We start from the raw sequence: 19,829 nt of genomic DNA, 5'->3' as shown, positions 1-19,829 counted from the left end.
CTTACCTCTTAAGCCAGACGCGGGTTAACTTTATCGGCATCGATGTTGAATTTGGTGATTGCTTCTGCCACCACTTTCTTATCGATTTCGCCGCGTTTAGCCAGTTCACCCAGCGCTGCAACCACGACATACGATGCATCCACTTCGAAGTGGTGACGCAGGTTTTCACGGCTGTCTGAACGACCGAAGCCGTCAGTACCCAACACGCGGTAGTCGCTCGCCGGTACATAGCTACGAACCTGTTCTGCGAACAGTTTCATGTAGTCGGTTGACGCAACGGCAGGCGCTTCGTTCATTACCTGAGCGATGTAAGGCACACGCGGGGTTTCAGTCGGGTGCAGCATGTTCCAGCGTTCGCAATCCTGACCATCACGCGCCAGTTCGGTGAACGAGGTCACGCTGTAGACGTCAGAGCCGATACCGTAGTCTTTCGCCAGGATCTGTGCCGCTTCACGTACATGACGCAGGATAGAACCCGAGCCAAGCAGCTGTACTTTACCTTTGCTACCCTCAACCGCTTCAAGCTTGTAGATACCCTTACGGATACCCTCTTCCGCACCCTGCGGCATCGCAGGCATGTGGTAGTTTTCGTTCAGCGTGGTGATGTAGTAGTAAATGTTTTCCTGCGCTTCGCCATACATACGCACCAGACCATCATGCATGATGACGGCAACTTCGTAAGCGTAAGACGGATCGTAAGAGATACAGTTCGGGATAGTCAGCGACTGAATATGGCTGTGACCATCTTCATGCTGCAAACCTTCACCGTTCAGGGTGGTACGACCGGAGGTGCCGCCGACAAGGAAGCCGCGCGCCTGCTGGTCGCCTGCCAGCCACATCAGATCACCGATACGCTGGAAGCCAAACATCGAGTAATAGATGTAGAACGGAATCATCGGCAGGTTGTTGGTGCTGTAAGACGTCGCCGCCGCCAGCCAGGATGAACCTGCGCCCAGCTCGTTGATGCCTTCCTGCAGAATCTGGCCTTTTTCGTCTTCTTTATAGTAAGCAACCTGCTCACGGTCCTGCGGGGTGTACTGCTGGCCGTTCGGGCTGTAGATACCAATCTGACGGAACAGACCTTCCATACCGAAAGTACGGGCTTCATCCGCAAGGATCGGCACAAGGCGATCTTTGATCGACTTGTTCTTCAGCATCACATTCAGCGCACGTACGAAGGCGATGGTGGTAGAGATCTCTTTGCTCTGCTCTTCCAGCAGCGCATTGAACTCTTCCAGTGCCGGCATTTCCAACTTCTCGGTGAAGTTAGGTTGGCGCGTCGGCAGGTAGCCGCCCAGTTTTTCACGCTGACCGTGCAGGTAGTTGTACTCTTCAGACCCTTTTTCAAAGGTCACGTACGGCAGTTTTTCGATGTTTTCATCAGCTACCGGCACATTGAAGCGATCGCGGATGTAGCGAACGCCATCCATGTTCATCTTCTTCACCTGGTGCGCGATGTTTTTACCTTCGGCGGTGTCACCCATACCATAACCTTTGATGGTATGTGCCAGAATCAGCGTCGGCTGGCCTTTGGTGTCTTGCGCTTTTTTCAGTGCCGCGTAGATTTTCTTCGGATCGTGACCACCACGGTTCAGGGCGAAGATCTCTTCGTCTGACCAGTCTTTCACCAGCGCTGCGGTCTCAGGATATTTACCGAAGAAGTGCTCACGCACATACGCACCGTCGCGTGATTTGAAGGTCTGGTAGTCGCCGTCAACGGTTTCGTTCATCAGTTGGATCAGTTTACCGCTGGTATCTTTCTTCAGCAGCTCATCCCAACGTGCACCCCAGATCACTTTGATCACGTTCCAGCCAGCACCGGCAAAGATGCCTTCCAGCTCGTTGATGATCTTACCGTTACCGGTGACCGGGCCATCCAGACGTTGCAGGTTACAGTTGATGATGAACACCAGGTTGTCCAGTTTTTCACGGACAGCAATGGTGATCGCACCTTTAGATTCCGGCTCATCCATCTCACCGTCGCCCAGGAAGGCGTAAACAGTCTGAGCTGAGGTATTTTTCAGGCCACGGTGGTCCAGATATTTCAGGAACTTAGCCTGATAGATCGCATTCAGTGGGCCAAGACCCATTGATACGGTCGGGAACTGCCAGAATTCCGGCATCAGTTTCGGGTGCGGATAAGACGAGAGACCGTTGCCATGCACTTCCTGACGGAAGTTGTTCATCTGCTCTTCGGACAGACGACCTTCCAGGAACGCACGAGAATAGATACCCGGAGAGATATGGCCCTGGAAGTAAACCAAATCACCGCCATCTTGCTCGCTACGTGCACGGAAGAAGTGGTTAAAGCACACTTCATAGATAGTCGCGGAAGACTGGAAGGAAGAGAGGTGACCCCCCAACTCCAGATCTTTCTTCGACGCACGCAGTACCGACATGATGGCGTTCCAGCGAATTGCGGAACGGATACGACGTTCAAGCGAGGTGTTGCCCGGGTAGTCCGGTTCATCTTCAACGGCAATAGAGTTGATGTAGTTGCTAACGGCAGAAGAACCCGCAGCAACTTTTACGCCGCCCTTGCGTGCAGCACTTAATACCTGGTCAATCAGATACTGCGCGCGCTCAACACCTTCTTCACGGATGACCGATTCGATCGCCTGTAGCCAGTCACGAGTTTCGATCGGATCCACGTCATTGTGTAAACGTTCTGACATGGGGTGTATTCCTTATCTGTGTCTAATACGTTGAATTGTCAGGAGCCTGTCTGCTTGTGCTTTGCTTCAGTTCACAGCACAAGAAGACAGGCCCGTCGCTTTTTATCCGCACGTTCGTTGCCGCGCGTTATTCCTTACGTTGCTGTAAACGACGCAGGGAGCGTTCACGACGACTCTGCTCCCGACTTCTATCCAGCAAGATTTCCTCAATGAACGCCAGGTGGCGGTGTGATGCCTCGCGTGCTTGTTCTGGCTCACGAGCCACAATCGCCTCAAAAATACTGGCGCGGTGACCGCTCACTGTCGCCAGCATTTCCCGGCGAGCGTAGAGCAATTCAAAATTCTGACGGACGTTTTGTTCCAGCATAGGGCCCATAGAACGCAGCAAATGCAAAAGCACCACATTATGAGCCGCTTCTGTGACAGCGATCTGATACTGCATCACCGCGTCTGCTTCAGCGTCGAGATCGCCACTGTCTTGTGCCTGCTGGATCTGAACATGGCAGTCGCGAATACGTTGCAGATCCTCGTCGGTACCCCGTAGCGCCGCATAATACGCAGCAATGCCTTCCAGCGCGTGGCGGGTTTCCAGCAGGTCAAACTGAGATTCCGGATGTTGGGCAAGCAGGCCGACCAGCGGGTCGCTCAGGCTTTGCCAGAGGTGCTTTTGAACGAAGGTGCCGCCACCCTGACGGCGCAGCAGCAGCCCTTTAGCTTCAAGGCGCTGGATCGCTTCACGAAGAGAAGGACGTGAGACATCGAATTGTTTGGCGAGTTCGCGCTCGGGAAGCAGCTTCTCTCCCGGCCGCAGCGTCCCTTCCATAATGAGGGATTCCAGCTGTTGCTCAATTGCATCGGAGAGCTTTGGTTGGCGAATCTTACTGTAAGCCATCGTCCCTTCTTATTCTGCCAGGCGTCCGGAGTAAATTGGTAATACCAATTGCCAAAAGGTGCCGGTAAAGTAACAAAGTATTCACCTTGTGTCTATATGGCAGCCGTCACACTTCAGGGGATGATCATTGGTTAAATGCGCTAAACGGCTGGGATAAAGACAGAAATAGAGCATCGGGCCGAATTGTTAACAGAATCCACTTTTACCAAACCTTACACAGGGTTAGCGTATCCCTTCCTCAGCAACCATAAGGGAAAGCTATTCGTGTTTATTACCAATTCATGTCAGAAATAACTCCGCCAACCGACAGTGGATGCTGCTGCTTTTTCAGGCATCTCTTAGCACAAAAAGCAAAAGCAGGTGCAAAGCGTCGCGCTTATCACTATTCTGGTCGCCATGGTAGCTCACGTATGCACACAGCACGCCAGATACCGTAAATAAATGAGTACGTTATGTAAAAACAGCCTTACATTGGGCGAAAAATAACAACATCACGAGGTTCGTATGGAACAACAGCATGGCGACACGCTGCACCGCGGCTTGAAGAATCGCCATATTCAGCTGATTGCGCTGGGTGGTGCCGTAGGTACTGGTCTGTTTCTGGGTAGCGCTTCAGTCATCAAATCTGCCGGCCCGGCCGTCATTCTGGGCTATGCCATTGCGGGATTTATTGCCTTTCTGATTATGCGCCAATTAGGTGAAATGGTAGTGGAAGAGCCGGTTGCCGGTAGCTTCAGCCATTTTGCCTACAAATATTGGGGCAACTTTGCCGGTTTTGCCTCAGGCTGGAACTATTGGGTGTTGTATGTGCTGGTCGCCATGGCCGAGCTGACCGCCGTCGGTAAGTATGTCCAGTTCTGGTGGCCGGATTTCCCGACCTGGGCGACAGCTGCCATCTTCTTTGTGCTGATCAACGCCATCAACCTGACCAACGTCAAAGTGTTTGGTGAGATGGAGTTCTGGTTTGCCATCATTAAAGTCGTCGCGGTGATTGGTATGATCCTGTTCGGCGGTTGGCTGCTGTTTAGCGGCAATGGCGGCCCGCAGGCGACCGTCAGCAACCTGTGGAACCAGGGCGGTTTTCTGCCGAATGGCTTCAGCGGGCTGGTGATGATGATGGCAATCATTATGTTCTCGTTTGGCGGCCTGGAGCTGGTGGGGATCACCGCCGCAGAAGCCGACAACCCGGAGCAAAGCATTCCTAAAGCCACTAACCAGGTGCTGTGGCGTATCCTGATTTTCTATATTGGCTCCCTGGCGGTACTGCTGTCGCTGCTGCCGTGGACCCGCGTCACCGCAGACACCAGTCCGTTCGTGCTGATTTTCCACGAGCTGGGTGATGCGCTGGTTGCCAATGCGCTCAACGTGGTGATCCTGACGGCCGCGCTGTCGGTATATAACAGCTGTGTTTATTGCAATAGCCGTATGTTGTTCGGTCTGGCGCAACAGGGTAATGCCCCGAAAGCGTTGCTGAACGTAGACAAACGCGGCGTACCGGTCGCGACCATTCTGGTATCGGCTGTAGCGACTGCACTTTGTGTGTTGATCAACTACCTGATGCCGGGTGAAGCCTTCGGTCTGCTGATGTCACTGGTGGTTTCTGCGCTGGTGATTAACTGGGCGATGATCAGCCTGGCGCACCTGAAATTCCGCAAGAAGAAAGACCAGCAAGGCGTCACTACACGCTTCCCCGCTATCCTTTACCCACTGGGTAACTGGATCTGCCTGGTGTTCCTCGCCGGTATTCTGGTGATCATGGCGATGACCCCGGGTATGGCGATTTCTGTCTGGCTGATTCCGGTCTGGCTGGTAGTGCTGGCTATCGGTTACGCGATTAAAAACAAAGCACAGCAAGCATAAATCTGTCCTCTCTGCCTGCTCCTGATATGCGGGCAGAGATTCTCTTCATTAGATCTCCCTCACACTTTTTCCCGCCCAGGTGTTTTGTCCATCAACCTGACCAATTGGTCCCCGCCAGATTGCTGATTTTCCGCTAATAATTTTCCCACTGGTTATTGCTGGAGAACAACAATGAAAGGAAATGCGCTCTCATTTCGGGAAAAGCTGGGATACGGCATGGGCGATGCCGGATGCAACATGATTGGCGGTGCCATCATGCTTTTCCTCAACTATTTCTATACCGATGTCTTTGGCCTCGCCCCGGCGCTGGTCGGCACGTTATTGCTTTCAGTGCGGGTATTGGATGCGGTAACAGACCCGATAATGGGTGCGATTGCCGACCGCACGCAAAGCCGCTGGGGACGTTTCCGCCCGTGGCTACTGTGGATCTCCGTCCCTTATGTGCTGTTTAGCGTGCTGATGTTCACCACGCCGGACTGGAGCTATGAAAACAAGGTCATCTGGGCGTTTATCACTTACTTCCTGATGTCATTGACTTACACCGCTATCAATATCCCCTACTGCTCACTGGGCGGCGTCATCACTAACGATCCCGGTGAACGCGTCTCCTGTCAGTCTTACCGTTTTGTCATGGTGGGTGTCGCCACGCTGATTTTGTCACTATCGCTGTTGCCGATGGCAGAATGGTTCGGCGGTGACAACAAAGCACGCGGCTACCAGATGGCGATGAGCGTGCTGGCACTGATCGGCCTCGCGATGTTTCTGTTCTGTTTTGCCACCGTGCGTGAACGCATTCGCCCGGCAGTACCAAGCAATGATGATCTGAAAAACGACCTGCGTGACGTGTGGAAAAATGACCAATGGGTACGCATTCTGCTGCTGACGTTCTGCAACGTCTGCCCTGGGTTTATTCGCATGGCTGCCACCATGTATTACGTCACCTGGGTGATGGGCCAGTCGACCCATTTTGCCACTCTGTTTATCAGCCTTGGCGTAATCGGCATGATGCTGGGCAGCACGCTGGCAAAAGTGCTGACCGATCGCTGGTGTAAATTAAAAGTGTTTTTCTGGACGAATATCGCGCTGGCGCTGTTCTCGAGTGGTTTCTACTGGATCGATCCGCATGCCACCCTGAGCGTGGTAATCGCGTATTTCCTGCTGAACATCCTGCATCAGATTCCGTCACCGCTGCACTGGTCGTTGATGGCCGATGTCGATGATTACGGCGAATGGAAAACCGGTAAACGTATTACCGGCATGAGCTTTTCTGGCAACCTGTTTTTCCTCAAAGTGGGGCTGGCCGTCGCCGGAGCGATGGTCGGTTTCCTGCTCTCCATCTATGGCTATGATGCCGGAGCAAAACAACAATCGGGCCAGGCAATCAACGGCATCATGTTGTTGTTCACCGTTATTCCCGGCGTGGGTTATCTGATCACCGCCGGAGTCGTCCGCTTACTGAAAGTGGATCGCAAACTAATGCGCACCATTCAGGACGATCTGGCGTTGCGCCGTGCTAACTTCCGCGATCTACAGGCACCACGCCCCTCCTCTTCCGCCGTTATCGAACCTGGAGAAATTAAATGAGTCATTCCTGGCCTAATCCGTTTATTACGCAGCGAGCCGATCCTTTTATTCTCCGTCACGGCAACGGTTATTACTTCGTCGCGTCTGTACCCGAATACGATCGTCTGGAAATACGCTATGCCGCCACCCTGGCAGGGCTTCCCGAAGCAGAACCGGTGGTCGTGTGGCGCAAACCGGATACCGGGCCATTCAGCGCCCTAATCTGGGCACCAGAGTTGCACCATATCAACGGCCAATGGGTGATCTATTTTGCCGCAGCACCTACGCGTGAAATTAAAGATGGGTTGTTCCAGCACCGCATGTACGCGTTGGTCTGTAGCGATGCCAACCCACTGACCGGTCACTGGCAACCGGTACGTCGGGTACATACGCCGCTGGATAGCTTCTCACTCGACGCCACACATTTTGTTCATCAGGGAAAAAGCTGGTACCTGTGGGCGCAGAAAGATCCCGCAATTCCGGGCAACTCGAATCTGTATCTGGCTGAACTCCTCAATCCCTGGACGTTGAAAGGTACCCCGCAAATGCTCAGCCGCCCGGAATATGAATGGGAGTGTGCCGGATTTAGCGTGAACGAAGGCCCGGCGGTGATTCGTCATGGTAACAGGCTGTTTGTCACCTATTCAGCCAGCGCGACGGATGAAAATTATTGTCTGGGAATTCTCAGCATTGATGCTGATGCAGACCCACTACATGCAGCGGCGTGGCAAAAATCAGCCCGCCCGGTCTTCAACACCAGTTGGGATAACCATCAGTACGGGCCAGGCCACAATAGCTTTACCGTCGATGAACAGGGGAAGGACGTATTGGTTTATCACGCACGCAATTACACGGAGATTGAGGGCGACCCCTTGTGGGACCCGAACCGCCACACGCGGCTGAAATACTTTACCTGGCGGGAAGACGGCACACCAGATTTTGGCGTGCCGCCTGCTGATCACACTAGCGTGCCGTAGATGGTCAACAGAGCCACCACCACCACCAGCACCAGAGAAATGCGTTTTGCCAACGCAACAGCCACGCGCGGGGTTTCCACTTTATCCACATGGGGATCGCGCGCCAGCGAGAACTGCGCCAGGCTGGTCAGCACCTGATATTGCGAGCGATGCCAGTCAGTTAACGAAGCGAACCAGGCTGGCAACGCCCGCTCACCGTGGCCAAGTAATGCGTAGGCAACACCTGCGAGACGCACCGGGATCCAGTCCAACAGATGCAGGATGCGATCAACGCCCGATTGTGCTCGCTCCAATGGGGAATGATGTTTTGCCAGCCAGCTTTGCCAGGCACGCAAAAAGGCATAGCCCACCAGCAACACCGGTCCGTAAGGGCCACCCACCACAAACCAAAACAGTGGAGCCAGATAAAAGCGGAAGTTTATCCAGATCAGCGCGTTCTGAAGCTCACGCAGAAATTCGCGCTCACTGCATTCGACGGGCACCCCATGAATTAACGTCAGCTCTGTCGCCATTGCCTGATGTGCCGCCTGGTCATCGTGACTCGCCGCTTTCAGATAAGTGTGATAATGCAGGCGTACTGAACCTGCGCCGATACACAGCAGTCCCACGACAATCCAGAACAACAGCTGAGCCACGCCAAACAGCAACCCTTTCAGGCTCCAGACCAAAAGCCAGACAATCAGCATAGCGATAATCGTCATCACCAGGGTGCGGAACAGCGAAAAACGCTGGCGGCCACGAAATAATGGCTCCAGTCGATGGTCCAGCTGCCAGTGCTCACCCAGTTTAAACAGTCGCTCCCAACCTAAAACTAATAACAAGCTAAACAACGTCATACCCGCTCCTGCTGATTCAGGGATTCTCTCGCTTTAAGGCATGTTTATAGCGTACCCAGTCAAATGACGGCCCCGGATCGGTTTTACGTCCCGGTGCAATATCACTGTGTCCGGTGATACGTTCCGCTGTCAGCGGATAGTGGTGCATCAATAGCTCGGTTACCTTCGACAGCGTCGCATACTGTGCATCGGTATACGACAAATTATCGGTGCCTTCCAACTCGATCCCCATCGAAAAATCATTACAGTTTTCCCGACCATCAAATTTCGATGCCCCCGCATGCCAGGCGCGCTGATCAAAGGAAACATACTGCACCAGTTCACCGTCGCGACGGATCAGACAATGTGCAGCGACGCGTAAATGGGCAATATCAGCAAAATAAGGATGCGCATCCGCAGGTAACGTGCCAGTAAACAGTTGATCTATCCATGGGCCGCCAAATTCGCCGGGCGGCAAACTGATATTGTGAATAATCAGCACCGAAGGTATTTCATTTTCCGGCCGCTCGTTAAAGTGCGGTGAAGGCACTTTACGCGCGCTGGTAATCCAGCCATCTTCCAGTTTCATGCCATTTTTCCTGCATTTAAGTCAGGCTGAGAATAACATGATTCTTTCCGGGTGCTTGTGAGTTAATGCGAAAGGGAGAGGAAGTTAAGTATACTAAACATTTCATGTCTGTGAACTGGTGTTGACGCGGAAATCAGGCTAAGGTGTGCGCTCATTCTCTCGTCATCTGGAGCAGAAATAGTATGGTATCACGTCGTTACAATCCCGATCATCGTCGCCAGGCGTTGATCAAGCGCATTGAACAGGATATCCCGGAAGCCGTTGCACGCGCGCTTCAGGAGGATTTAGGTGGTGAAGTGGATGCCGATCGTGATATCACCGCGTTGTTGCTCCCGGCAGATAAACCAGCAGAAGCGAAAATCATTACGCGCGAAGCCGGTGTTTTCTGTGGTAAACGTTGGGTGGAGGAGGTGTTCATCCAGTTGGGTAATAAAGTCACCCTCACCTGGCATGTCGAAGATGGGCAAGCGCTGGTCGCCGATCAGTTGCTATTCGAACTTCAAGGCCCGGCTCGCCTGCTGTTAACGGCGGAACGCACCGCTCTGAACTTTGTACAAACGCTCTCCGGTGTGGCAACCGAAGTCAGCCATTATGTCGCCTTGCTGGCCGGCAGCAACACGCAGTTGCTGGATACCCGTAAAACCCTACCGGGTCTGCGTACAGCCCTGAAATACGCCGTGCTCTGCGGGGGAGGCAGTAATCATCGCCTTGGCCTGTCTGACGCCTTTCTGATTAAAGAGAACCATATCATTGCCAGCGGCTCTGTGCGCCAGGCGGTGGAAAAAGCCTTATGGTTACACCCTGATGTACCGGTCGAAGTCGAAGTCGAAACACTTGATGAATTACAGGATGCGCTGGATGCCGGTGCTGATATCGTGATGCTTGATAACTTCAGTCTCGACTTGATGCGCGCTGCCGTAGCGCTGACACAAAAACGCGCGCTACTCGAAGTTTCCGGAAACGTGACGGAAACGACACTGCCGCAGATTGCCCAAACCGGGGTGGATTATGTCTCGGTAGGTGCCTTAACCAAACACGTACGCGCCCTGGATCTGTCTATGCGTTTCCGTGAAACCGGATAACCTTGCTGCGGTACGATCCACCGCGGATTTGCGAGACGGCTTCCCGTTCTCTGAATTGCAAACTGCAACTTCAGTTCTTTTCTGCGTACTGTTTCCAGGCGTTTGATTTCACCCCTTTTTCTTTCCCACGCCCTTTTCTACCGTAACGGCTCCACAACAAGGAGCCTGCTTATGGAACGACAACGTGGTTTTACCCTCATCGAATTAATGATTGTGATCGGCATTGTTGCCATCCTCAGTGCTATCGGTGTTCCTGCCTATCAAAATTATCTGCAACGAGCCGCACTGACCGACATGCTACAGACGATGGTGCCCTATAAGACGGCAGTTGAGCTTTGCGCCATTGAACGAGGCGGTCCTGCGCAATGTCAGGCAGGAGATCGCGGTATCCCAGCCGCCAAAGGCTCGCGCTATGTCGGCACACTTTCCGTCATCAACGGCGTCATCACGCTAACCGGTCAGGAAAGCTTGTCTGGCTTAACGGTAGAAATGCAACCGGTATGGAACAGCACCGATGGCACGCTTGACTGGCAACGCAGCTGTAACAGCGACAACAACACCCTGCGCGATAACTGCCTGGAACAGTTCCGCTTTACGGACAAAGGTGGACGCAATGGAGAAGTCTGATGACATGTTAAAGGCGCTATGTCGGCGTCATAACGCGATAATCCTGCATCATGAAGACACCTTGCTGCGTGTGGCCGTGGCTGGCACACCTGAACCGGCACTGTTGGAAGCACTGCAATTTGCCAGTCAGTGTAAAGTCGAGGTGGAGTGCTGGCCAGCCGCGCGGATTGAACAGCTACTTCACGAGCCGGGCAGTACTGAGGCTCCCAGAGAGCAGGCTGCGGTGGAATCTGCTATCAGTGCAGTGGAATACATTCTGCTCCAGGCTTTACAACGTAGGGCATCCGATGTCCATTTTGAGCCACAGCAGAATGCGTTGCGTGTCCGACTGCGTATTGATGGTGTCCTGCACAAACTGGCGCAATTACCCGATGCACAGCCTGCTGCGGTGTTGGCCCGTCTGAAAATCCTCGGTGGACTGGATATTGCTGAACGACGCTTGCCGCAGGATGGGCAATTTACCCTGGAACTGGAAGGGAAGAGTGCCGCCTTTCGCCTCTCCACATTGCCCATCAGCCATGGTGAGAAAGCTGTTGTACGCTTAATGCAGAGCGAAAATAGCGCGATTGCGTTGGATAAACTCGGTATGCCTGCCCCTCAGCTGCGTCAGTTCAGCAATGCGCTGGCGAAACCACAGGGGTTGATTTTGGTCACTGGCCCGACCGGTAGCGGCAAAACTTTCACCCTTTACAGCGGATTAAGTGCACTCAATGTGCCGGAAAAAAATGTCTGTAGTGTGGAAGATCCGGTGGAGATTCCTCTTGAAGGTATCAACCAGACACAAATCCAGCCCCGTAGCGGGCTGGATTTTAATCTGGTGTTGCGCGCCTTACTGCGTCAGGATCCGGACGTCATCATGGTGGGTGAAATACGCGATGCAGAAACGGCTGGCATTGCAGTCAAAGCCGCGCAAACCGGTCACCTGGTACTCTCCACATTACACACTAACTCAACCGCTGAAACACTGACACGACTGCGGCAAATGGGGATCCCTGGTTATCTACTTGGCCCGGCTCTGCAACTGATTATTGCACAAAGGCTGGTAAGACGCCTTTGCGTGCATTGTCGTCAACCGGGACAAGCGATTGCCCATCTGCCCAGCGAATTATGGCCAGGAACCCTTCAGACCTGGCGAGCGCCGGGCTGTGACCACTGCTTTTCTGGCTACTATGGACGGCTGGCACTTTTCGAACTTTTACCCATGACGGCCAAATTGCAGAATGCCATTTCAGCTGACATGCCGCTGGAGCATCTACTGTCACTGGCGAACCAGCAGGGAATGAAAACACTGGTAGCCGCCGGACTGGAGGCAGTCAGTCGGGGAGAGACCTCACTGGAAGAGATGCAACGCGTGATTGGGTTGGGCCATGGCTAATCTCTATCATTTCCGCTGGCAAGCACTGGATAGCGCGGGTTTACTGCAAAACGGTGAATCATTAGTGGCCGACCAGGAGACACTGCTACAACAGCTTGCCGGGAAAGGCATGATGGTGGTTAGCTGGAAACGAGGAAGATGTTGGCGTAAGCGCGACTGGAAGTGGCAGCAAAAAAACCATTTGGTCCAACAACTTGCCACCCTACTTAAGGCAGGCCTGCCACTGGCAGAAAGTCTGGCATTGCTTGCCAAAGGGCATCCAGACATTGGTTGGCGGGCCTTACTCAAAGAATTGCAGCAACGGGTACTTGCTGGAGTACCCTTTTCGCAAGCATTACGCGAATGGCCACAAATTTTCCCCCCCTTGTTTCCGGCGCTTATGCAGGTGGGAGAACTCACCGGGCAATTAGATGAATGTTGCCGCCAGCTGGCACAACAGCAAACCGGCCAGCAGCATTTGCGCCAAAAAGTAGTCAAAGCTCTGCGCTATCCCTTGTTCATTTTATTGGTCGCGATAGCCGTGAGTGCCGGTATGCTGTTATTTGTCTTACCGGAATTTGTCTCGGTCTACGCCAGTTTCGATGCACCACTGCCGGCGCTCACTGCCAGCGTGATGGCACTATCAGCATTACTACAAGCCGCTGCCATTCCGTTGTTGGTGGCCTGTGGATTGATTGCCATCCTCACTCAGCAGGTTTATCGACGGTCGACACAGTGGCAATGCCGATGTCAGCTCTGGTTGTTGCGGTTGCCTTTGCTGGCACCGCTATGGCGGGGCAGCCAACTCACGCAAATTTTTGACATTCTGCAACTGACACAGCGCGCCGGTTTAACCTTGTTACAGAGTTTACAGGCTGTTGAAGTGACACTCACTTCCTTGCTGTGGCGCAAAGCCATTGGACAACTACAGCAACATATTGCCGCTGGCGCACCGCTATATCAGGCACTACAACAACATCAACTTTTCACTCCTTTGTGTGCACAGCTCATTAAAGTGGGCGAAGAGGTGGGCGCTTTGGATGTCATGCTGTCACGCCTGGCGGAATGGCATCGGGATAATACGCTGAGTCGCGCGGAGTCTCTGGCGGCAGCACTTGAGCCAATGATGATGGTCGTGATTGGCGGCATCGTTGGCACCCTGGTAATTGCCATGTATCTGCCGGTATTTGGTCTGGGCGATGCTATTCGCTAACGGGTGCGCATTTTTCCAGACCTGCCAGGTATTCGTAGTGGCGCGATTTATCGCGCCACTACCAGAGATATCAGCGAGTAAACACCCGATTCTCCTGTTCCGCTACACGAATAAAAGTGGTGCGTTTAGTCAGTTCTTTCAGTCTTTCCGCCCCGACATAAGTACATGCAGATCGCAGACCACCGAGAATATCTTTAATCGTGTCGTCAACTGGACCACGCAGCGGCAGCCGAACAGTTTTACCCTCTGCCGCACGGTACTGGGCAACACCGCCTACATGGCGCTTCATGGCTGACTCTGAACTCATGCCATAAAACAGCATAAATTGCTCTCCCTGCTCCTCAACGATGGTCCCTTCACACTCATCATGTGCAGCCAGCATGCCGCCAAGCATGACAAAATCAGCACCACCACCAAAGGCTTTGGCGATATCACCCGGTACGGCACAGCCGCCATCACTGACGATCTGACCGCCCAATCCATGAGCCGCATCGGCACACTCAATCACCGCTGACAGCTGCGGATAACCCACGCCAGTCTTGACGCGCGTGGTGCACACCGATCCGGGGCCAATGCCGACCTTCACGATATCCGCACCGGACAAAATCAATTCTTCCACCATCTCCCCGGTTACCACATTACCGGCGCAGATGGTTTTACCCGGGAAACTCTCGCGAGCACGTTGCAGAAACGCAACAAAGTGCTCGGAATAACCATTGGCAACATCGATGCAAATAAAGTTCAGTTGCGGAGAAAGCGCCAGAACCGCGGCAAGTTTGCTGAAATCAGCTTCTGAAGTTCCGGTCGAGACCATCACATGTCCCAGCACCGATGCGGATGCGCGCTGGATAAACGCCTGCCAGTCTTCGACGCTGTAATGTTTGTGCACGGCAGTCAACACACCGAAACCAGCCAGCGCTTCTGCCATGGTAAAAGTGCCGACCGTATCCATATTCGCTGCGATGACCGGTACGCCAGTCCAGCTCAGACCTGAATGTTTAAAGGTAAAGGTGCGTTCAAGTTCAACATCAGAACGGCTTTTGAGAGTGGAACGTTTTGGGCGGATCAGCACATCTTTAAAGCCCAGTTTTACATCTTCTTCAATACGCATCTCGGGTGTCCTGGTTAGTGGCATCGAACCGCAGTTCGGGTAGCGCTCACGGCTCCAGTGTCATTATCATACGCGCCATTCCTTCCGCGACAAGACTGCGAATTTCACTTTATTTAAGCTACAATCCGTTAAATTTAGCTGAGAAAATCGATTGTGATCGTGCTCTCATCTTGCCTTAGGTTTTATACACGTTGTGGCAACATCACAATGCAGATTCCAGGATAACGCTATGCCTTTTACCGTTGCGCTAACGGGTGGCATTGGCAGTGGTAAATCCACCATTGCCAATGCTTTCGCGGCGCTGGGTGTCGAGATCATCGACGCCGACGCCATTGCCAGAGATGTAGTTGAACCGGGTACGCCCGCATTGCAGGCAATCGTTAAACGTCATGGCGAATCGATTCTGACAGCGGAAGGTACGCTTTATCGCGCGCGGCTACGCGAAATTATTTTTCAACAGCCGCAGGAAAAAAACTGGCTGAACCAATTGCTGCATCCGTTAATCAATGCGCGCACTCAGCAGTTAAAGATGCTCGCCACCTCACCTTATGTACTGTGGGTGGTGCCGTTGCTGGTGGAGAATGGCCTGCAGCATCAGGCCAATCGCATTCTGGTGGTGGATGTGGACGAGGCAACCCAATTGCAGCGTACGCAACAACGCGACGGTATATCCCTCGCACAAGCCCAAAACATTCTCGCCGCACAGGCCAGCCGGCAACAGCGTCTGGCCTGTGCGGATGACATCATCGATAATAGCGGCACGCCTGATGACGCGCTGCCGCGTGTTGCTGAACTTCACCAGCGCTATTTGCGTCTGGCCGCAGCAGGACAGGATTAACATCATGAGTACAGTCGTTCTGTTTGAACATCCTCTGAATGAGAAAATGCGCACCTGGTTGCGCGTCGAATTTCTGCTTAATCAATTGCACGATACCATCCCCGTCACCCGTTCCGTTTCCGCCATGGGTGTATTCCGCATCCTGGCAGATTTACTGGACATCTTCGAACGCGGCGATATGCGCACCGAATTGCTGAAAGAGCAGGAACGCCAGCAGCAAAAGCTACGCGCCTGGCTTGATGTCCCCGGTGTCGATCTGCAACGAGTACAGTCGCTTGGCAAGCAACTCAAACAGCAATCAACCGAGCTGTTGCAGGCGCCACGTATGGGCCAGCTATTACGTGAAGATCGTTTGATTGGCTTGGTGCGTCAGCGCCTGAGCATTCCTGGGGGTTGCTGCAGTTTTGATTTACCCGGACTGCATATCTGGTTACATCTCGAACAAAACGTGCGTGATGCCCAAGTAAACGCCTGGCTGGAATCACTCAATCCACTGCGTACCAGCCTCGCAATGATCCTTGATTTAATTCGTCAATCGGGTGTATTTCGCAATCAAACCAGCCTGAACGGGTTTTATCAGGATAACGCCGAAGGTGCTGATTTGCTGCGATTGCAACTCACGCTGGAAGATGCGTTGTATCCGCAGGTCTCCGGCCATAAGAGCCGTTATGCCATTCGCTTCCTGCCACTGGATAGCGAACGAGGTGAAGTACCCGAACGACTTAACTTTGAATTGGCCTGTTGTTAGAGGATGTTATGCAGGAAGAAATGATTACTGTGCCTTGCCCCAATTGCGGTAAAGACGTGATGTGGGATGAGCTTAGCCCATGGCGCCCATTTTGTAGCAAACGCTGCCAGCTGATTGATTTAGGTGAATGGGCAGCAGAAGAAAAACGCATTGCCAGCAGCGGCGATCTGACCGATAGCGATGACTGGAGCGAAGAACAGCAATAGCTATCAGGGGCCAACGCCCCTGATTTCAGATTTCGCCAGCGACCAGACGCGCAATCAGCGCATGGTTGGCTGGCGGAAACTCCTCGGCAACCAACGCGTTTTGCTCGACCCAGCGTTGTGGTTGCCCTTCTTTGCCCCACGGCTCGCCCTGCCAGCCTTCAACCAGAAAGAAATGCAGTGTCACACGCAAATCTTCATAGCTATGGTCGGCCTGCCCAATTGGTTGAGCTGCCGTCACTTCAATTCCGGTCTCTTCCATTAACTCACGTTTCAATGCCTGTTCAGCGGTTTCGCCCTGTTCGATTTTCCCACCAGGAAACTCCCATTTATTGGCCATGTAGGAGCTTGCTGCACGTTGGGCAAGGAAGATCTGGTGGCTGGCATTACGAATGATGCCTACCGCGACCTGCAGGTGTTTCATAAGCTGAATTCCGCTAAAAGAATGAATGAGTCGCAGATTCTAAAGCAGTCACCACGAAAACGCATAAAAAAAGGAGCCAATCGGCTCCTTTCTTATCAGGCCAGACGGCCGTGGCACTGCTTATATTTTTTACCTGAACCGCATGGACAAGGGTCATTACGGCCGACCTTACGTTCACCACTCTGGGCTGCCAGTGCGGCGGCGGCTGCGGTTTCATCGTCCACATGACTCAGTTGCTGCTGCTGGGCCAGGCGTTCAGCATCTTCACGACGCTGCTGTTCCATCGCTTCTACTTCTTCCGGCATACGCACCTGAACTTTGCTCAGGGTGCTGATCACTTCATATTTCAGTGACTCCAGCATGGCGGCAAACATGGAGAACGACTCGCGTTTGTATTCCTGCTTCGGATCTTTCTGCGCATAACCGCGCAGATGAATACCCTGACGCAGATAATCCATCGCGGCCAGATGCTCTTTCCACAATGAATCCAGCGTTTGCAACATCACGCCTTTTTCAAAGTTACGCATCATTTCTACGCCAACCACCTCTTCTTTGGCCGCATAGCTTTCGGTGGCCTGCTTCATGATGCGCTCACGCAGCGTCTCTTCATGGAGTTCCGGCTCTTTATCCAGCCACTCAGCAATCGGCAGGTTCAGATCGAAATCGGTACGCAGGCGTTCTTCCAGACCTGGAACATCCCACATTTCCTCCAGCGACTGCGGCGGGATATAAGTGTCAATGGTCGCTTTGAAAACATCCTCACGAATGCTGTTGATGGTTTCGGATACATCAGACACATCCAGCAACTCGTTACGCTGACTGTAGATAGCACGGCGTTGATCGTTAGCCACATCATCGTACTCAAGCAGCTGCTTACGAATGTCGAAGTTACGGCTTTCTACTTTACGCTGTGCATTGGCGATCGCTTTGGTTACCCACGGGTGTTCAATCGCTTCACCCGGCTTCATCCCCAGCTTACGCATCATGTTAGAGACGCGATCCGAGGCAAAAATACGCATCAGCGCATCTTCCATTGACAGGTAGAAACGTGAAGAACCGGCATCACCCTGACGACCCGCACGACCACGCAGCTGGTTATCGATACGACGCGATTCATGACGCTCAGTACCAATAATATGCAGGCCGCCGGCAGCCAGAACAGCTTCGTGACGCTGCTGCCATGCGGCTTTGATCTCTTCAATTTGCTCAGGAGTCGGTGCTTCCAGCTCTTCCAATTCCGCGTGCCAGTTACCGCCCAGCATAATATCCGTACCACGACCCGCCATGTTAGTGGCGATGGTGACTGCACCAGGCTGACCTGCCTGTGCCACGATATCGGCTTCGCGGGCGTGGAATTTGGCGTTAAGTACGCTGTGCTTGATTCCTGCACGCGTCAGCTCATTGGACACCACTTCTGATTTTTCAATCGAAATCGTACCCACCAGCACCGGCTGTCCGTTCGCGGTACAGGCGCGAATATCTTCGATGATGGCATCGATCTTCTCTTTCTCGGTCATGTAGACCAGATCGGCCATATCTTTACGTACCATCGGACGGTTGGTCGGCACCACGATGGTATCGAGTTTGTAGATAGAGCTAAATTCAAAGGCTTCGGTATCAGCCGTACCGGTCATACCGGCCAGTTTTTCATAGATACGGAAGTAGTTCTGGAAGGTGATGGATGCCAGCGTCTGGTTCTCGTTCTGAATTTCCACGCCTTCTTTGGCTTCAACCGCCTGATGTAAACCATCAGACCAGCGACGACCCTGCATCGTACGGCCGGTGTGCTCATCCACGATAACCACTTCACCATCTTTAACGATGTAATCGACATCGCGGGTGAACAACGCATGCGCACGCAGAGCCGCTGTAACGTGGTGCATCAGCATGATGTTGGTCGGCGAATAGAGCGACTCACCCTCATCCATAATGTTCTGGCTGACCAGCAGTTCTTCGACCTTCACCAGACCACGCTCAGACATATGTGCCTGACGGGCTTTTTCGTCTACCCAGAAGTCGCCTTCACCCTGGAAGGTCTCGGAGTCTTCTTTTTCCTGACGGATCAGGTGCGGGATGATTTTGTTGACCTTGATATACAGGTCAGAACTGTCTTCAGCCGGGCCAGAGATGATCAGCGGGGTACGCGCTTCATCGATCAGAATGGAGTCGACCTCATCCACCAGTGCGTAGTGCAGTTTACGCTGCACACGTTCTTCCGGGCTGAAGGCCATGTTGTCGCGCAGATAGTCGAAACCGTACTCGTTATTGGTCCCGTAGGTGATATCGGCAGCGTAAGCGGCACGTTTGGCAACTGACGGCATACCAGGCAGGTTGATACCCACGCTCAGACCAAGGAATTCAAACAGCGGACGGTTATTTTCGGCGTCACGTTGTGCAAGGTAGTCGTTCACAGTAACCACGTGGACGCCTTTACCGCTCAGCGCATTCAGGTAAGCAGGCAGCGTAGCCGTCAGGGTTTTACCTTCACCGGTACGCATCTCAGCGATGCAGCGTTCATTGAGTACCATGCCGCCAATCAGCTGCACGTCGAAGTGGCGCATGCCAAACACACGCCGACTTGCTTCACGTACGGTGGCGAACGCTTCCGGGATCAGGCTTTCCAGGCTCTCGCCTTTTTCCAGACGTTCACGCAATAAGCCGGTTTTGGCTTTCAGTTCATCATCAGAGAGCTTTTCGAAATCCGGCTCCATCTTGTTGATGACATCCACAACTTTGCGCATACGACGCAGAGTACGATCATTGCTACTACCAAAAACTTTAGTTAATAATTTGATTAACATGATAATTATTTTCTCAATTCAGTCGTGGCACCACGAACTGCGCAATCTAAACAAAGT

At 53.0% G+C, this 19,829-nt stretch carries 17 protein-coding genes; 10 read left to right on the top strand and 7 right to left on the bottom strand.

Annotation, left to right across the window (positions count from 1 at the left end; all coding sequences use genetic code 11):
* Nucleotides 1–8: 8 nt before the first annotated feature.
* Both aceE and pdhR read right to left on the bottom strand, forming a co-directional pair.
* Nucleotides 9–2,675, bottom strand: a complete 2,667-nt coding sequence (gene aceE, locus AC6I8W_RS03670; RefSeq protein ID WP_497837028.1) for a pyruvate dehydrogenase (acetyl-transferring), homodimeric type — start codon at nt 2,673–2,675, stop codon at nt 9–11.
* A 127-nt stretch (nt 2,676–2,802) separates the two neighbouring features.
* Complete coding sequence (gene pdhR, locus AC6I8W_RS03665) at nt 2,803–3,567, bottom strand: pyruvate dehydrogenase complex transcriptional repressor PdhR (RefSeq protein ID WP_497837027.1); 765 nt, start codon at nt 3,565–3,567, stop codon at nt 2,803–2,805.
* A gap of 504 nt (nt 3,568–4,071) precedes the next feature.
* On the opposite strand from pdhR, the gene aroP reads away from it, so the two are divergent.
* The 3 genes from aroP to AC6I8W_RS03650 all read left to right on the top strand — a co-directional run bounded on the left by aroP (nt 4,072) and on the right by AC6I8W_RS03650 (nt 7,967).
* Nucleotides 4,072–5,427 (top strand): aromatic amino acid transporter AroP, encoded by a 1,356-nt coding sequence (gene aroP / locus AC6I8W_RS03660; protein WP_497837026.1) that lies wholly within the window; start codon nt 4,072–4,074, stop codon nt 5,425–5,427.
* Between the two features lie 171 nt (nt 5,428–5,598).
* Nucleotides 5,599–7,011, top strand: coding sequence for a glycoside-pentoside-hexuronide (GPH):cation symporter (locus tag AC6I8W_RS03655; protein WP_497837025.1), 1,413 nt, complete (start codon nt 5,599–5,601; stop codon nt 7,009–7,011).
* On the top strand, nt 7,008–7,967 hold the full coding sequence (locus AC6I8W_RS03650) for a glycoside hydrolase family 43 protein (RefSeq protein ID WP_497837024.1): 960 nt from the start codon (nt 7,008–7,010) through the stop codon (nt 7,965–7,967). Before AC6I8W_RS03655 ends, AC6I8W_RS03650 begins: the two co-directional genes overlap by 4 nt.
* On the opposite strand, the gene ampE is transcribed toward AC6I8W_RS03650, so the two are convergent.
* Nucleotides 7,949–8,803: a beta-lactamase regulator AmpE gene (gene ampE / locus AC6I8W_RS03645; protein ID WP_497837023.1), complete on the bottom strand. Its 855-nt coding sequence runs from the start codon at nt 8,801–8,803 to the stop codon at nt 7,949–7,951. The two genes, AC6I8W_RS03650 and ampE, sit on opposite strands and share 19 nt — an antisense overlap.
* A gap of 16 nt (nt 8,804–8,819) precedes the next feature.
* Nucleotides 8,820–9,371, bottom strand: a complete 552-nt coding sequence (gene ampD / locus AC6I8W_RS03640; protein ID WP_497837022.1) for a 1,6-anhydro-N-acetylmuramyl-L-alanine amidase AmpD — start codon at nt 9,369–9,371, stop codon at nt 8,820–8,822.
* A 182-nt stretch (nt 9,372–9,553) separates the two neighbouring features.
* Between ampD and nadC the strand changes: the two genes are divergently transcribed.
* The 4 genes from nadC (at nt 9,554) to hofC (ending at nt 13,647) form a co-directional block, all read left to right on the top strand.
* Nucleotides 9,554–10,453 (top strand): carboxylating nicotinate-nucleotide diphosphorylase, encoded by a 900-nt coding sequence (gene nadC, locus AC6I8W_RS03635; protein ID WP_497837021.1) that lies wholly within the window; start codon nt 9,554–9,556, stop codon nt 10,451–10,453.
* 171 nt (nt 10,454–10,624) lie between these two features.
* Nucleotides 10,625–11,080, top strand: coding sequence for a prepilin peptidase-dependent pilin (gene ppdD, locus AC6I8W_RS03630; RefSeq protein ID WP_497837020.1), 456 nt, complete (start codon nt 10,625–10,627; stop codon nt 11,078–11,080).
* A complete protein-coding gene (gene gspE, locus AC6I8W_RS03625) occupies nt 11,067–12,455 on the top strand; it encodes a type II secretion system protein GspE (protein WP_497837019.1) in 1,389 nt (462 codons plus the stop codon). Before ppdD ends, gspE begins: the two co-directional genes overlap by 14 nt.
* On the top strand, nt 12,448–13,647 hold the full coding sequence (gene hofC / locus AC6I8W_RS03620; RefSeq protein ID WP_497837018.1) for a protein transport protein HofC: 1,200 nt from the start codon (nt 12,448–12,450) through the stop codon (nt 13,645–13,647). Before gspE ends, hofC begins: the two co-directional genes overlap by 8 nt.
* 70 nt (nt 13,648–13,717) lie before the next feature.
* On the opposite strand, the gene AC6I8W_RS03615 is transcribed toward hofC, so the two are convergent.
* Nucleotides 13,718–14,758: a GMP reductase gene (locus tag AC6I8W_RS03615; RefSeq protein WP_497837017.1), complete on the bottom strand. Its 1,041-nt coding sequence runs from the start codon at nt 14,756–14,758 to the stop codon at nt 13,718–13,720.
* Between the two features lie 229 nt (nt 14,759–14,987).
* On the opposite strand from AC6I8W_RS03615, the gene coaE reads away from it, so the two are divergent.
* Genes coaE through yacG form a run of 3 tightly spaced genes read left to right on the top strand, consistent with a single transcriptional unit; the run spans nt 14,988 to nt 16,550 of the window.
* Nucleotides 14,988–15,596, top strand: coding sequence for a dephospho-CoA kinase (gene coaE, locus AC6I8W_RS03610; RefSeq protein WP_497837016.1), 609 nt, complete (start codon nt 14,988–14,990; stop codon nt 15,594–15,596).
* 4 nt (nt 15,597–15,600) lie between these two features.
* Nucleotides 15,601–16,344: a cell division protein ZapD gene (gene zapD / locus AC6I8W_RS03605; RefSeq protein WP_497837015.1), complete on the top strand. Its 744-nt coding sequence runs from the start codon at nt 15,601–15,603 to the stop codon at nt 16,342–16,344.
* Between the two features lie 8 nt (nt 16,345–16,352).
* Nucleotides 16,353–16,550 carry a DNA gyrase inhibitor YacG gene (yacG, locus tag AC6I8W_RS03600; RefSeq protein WP_480368301.1) on the top strand — a complete coding sequence of 66 codons (198 nt, stop codon included), beginning with the start codon at nt 16,353–16,355 and terminating at the stop codon, nt 16,548–16,550.
* A 25-nt stretch (nt 16,551–16,575) separates the two neighbouring features.
* On the opposite strand, the gene mutT is transcribed toward yacG, so the two are convergent.
* Entirely contained in the window at nt 16,576–16,971 is a 396-nt protein-coding gene (gene mutT, locus AC6I8W_RS03595; protein WP_497837014.1) for an 8-oxo-dGTP diphosphatase MutT, read from the bottom strand.
* Between the two features lie 95 nt (nt 16,972–17,066).
* Nucleotides 17,067–19,772, bottom strand: coding sequence for a preprotein translocase subunit SecA (gene secA / locus AC6I8W_RS03590; protein WP_497837013.1), 2,706 nt, complete (start codon nt 19,770–19,772; stop codon nt 17,067–17,069).
* Nucleotides 19,773–19,829 lie beyond the last annotated feature (57 nt).

It is taken from the genome of Pantoea sp. X-Soil-TKNS-1211 (assembly GCF_059730495.1).
Note: the sequence above shows the minus strand (reverse complement) of the source record. Positions and strands in the feature narration are given on the sequence as shown.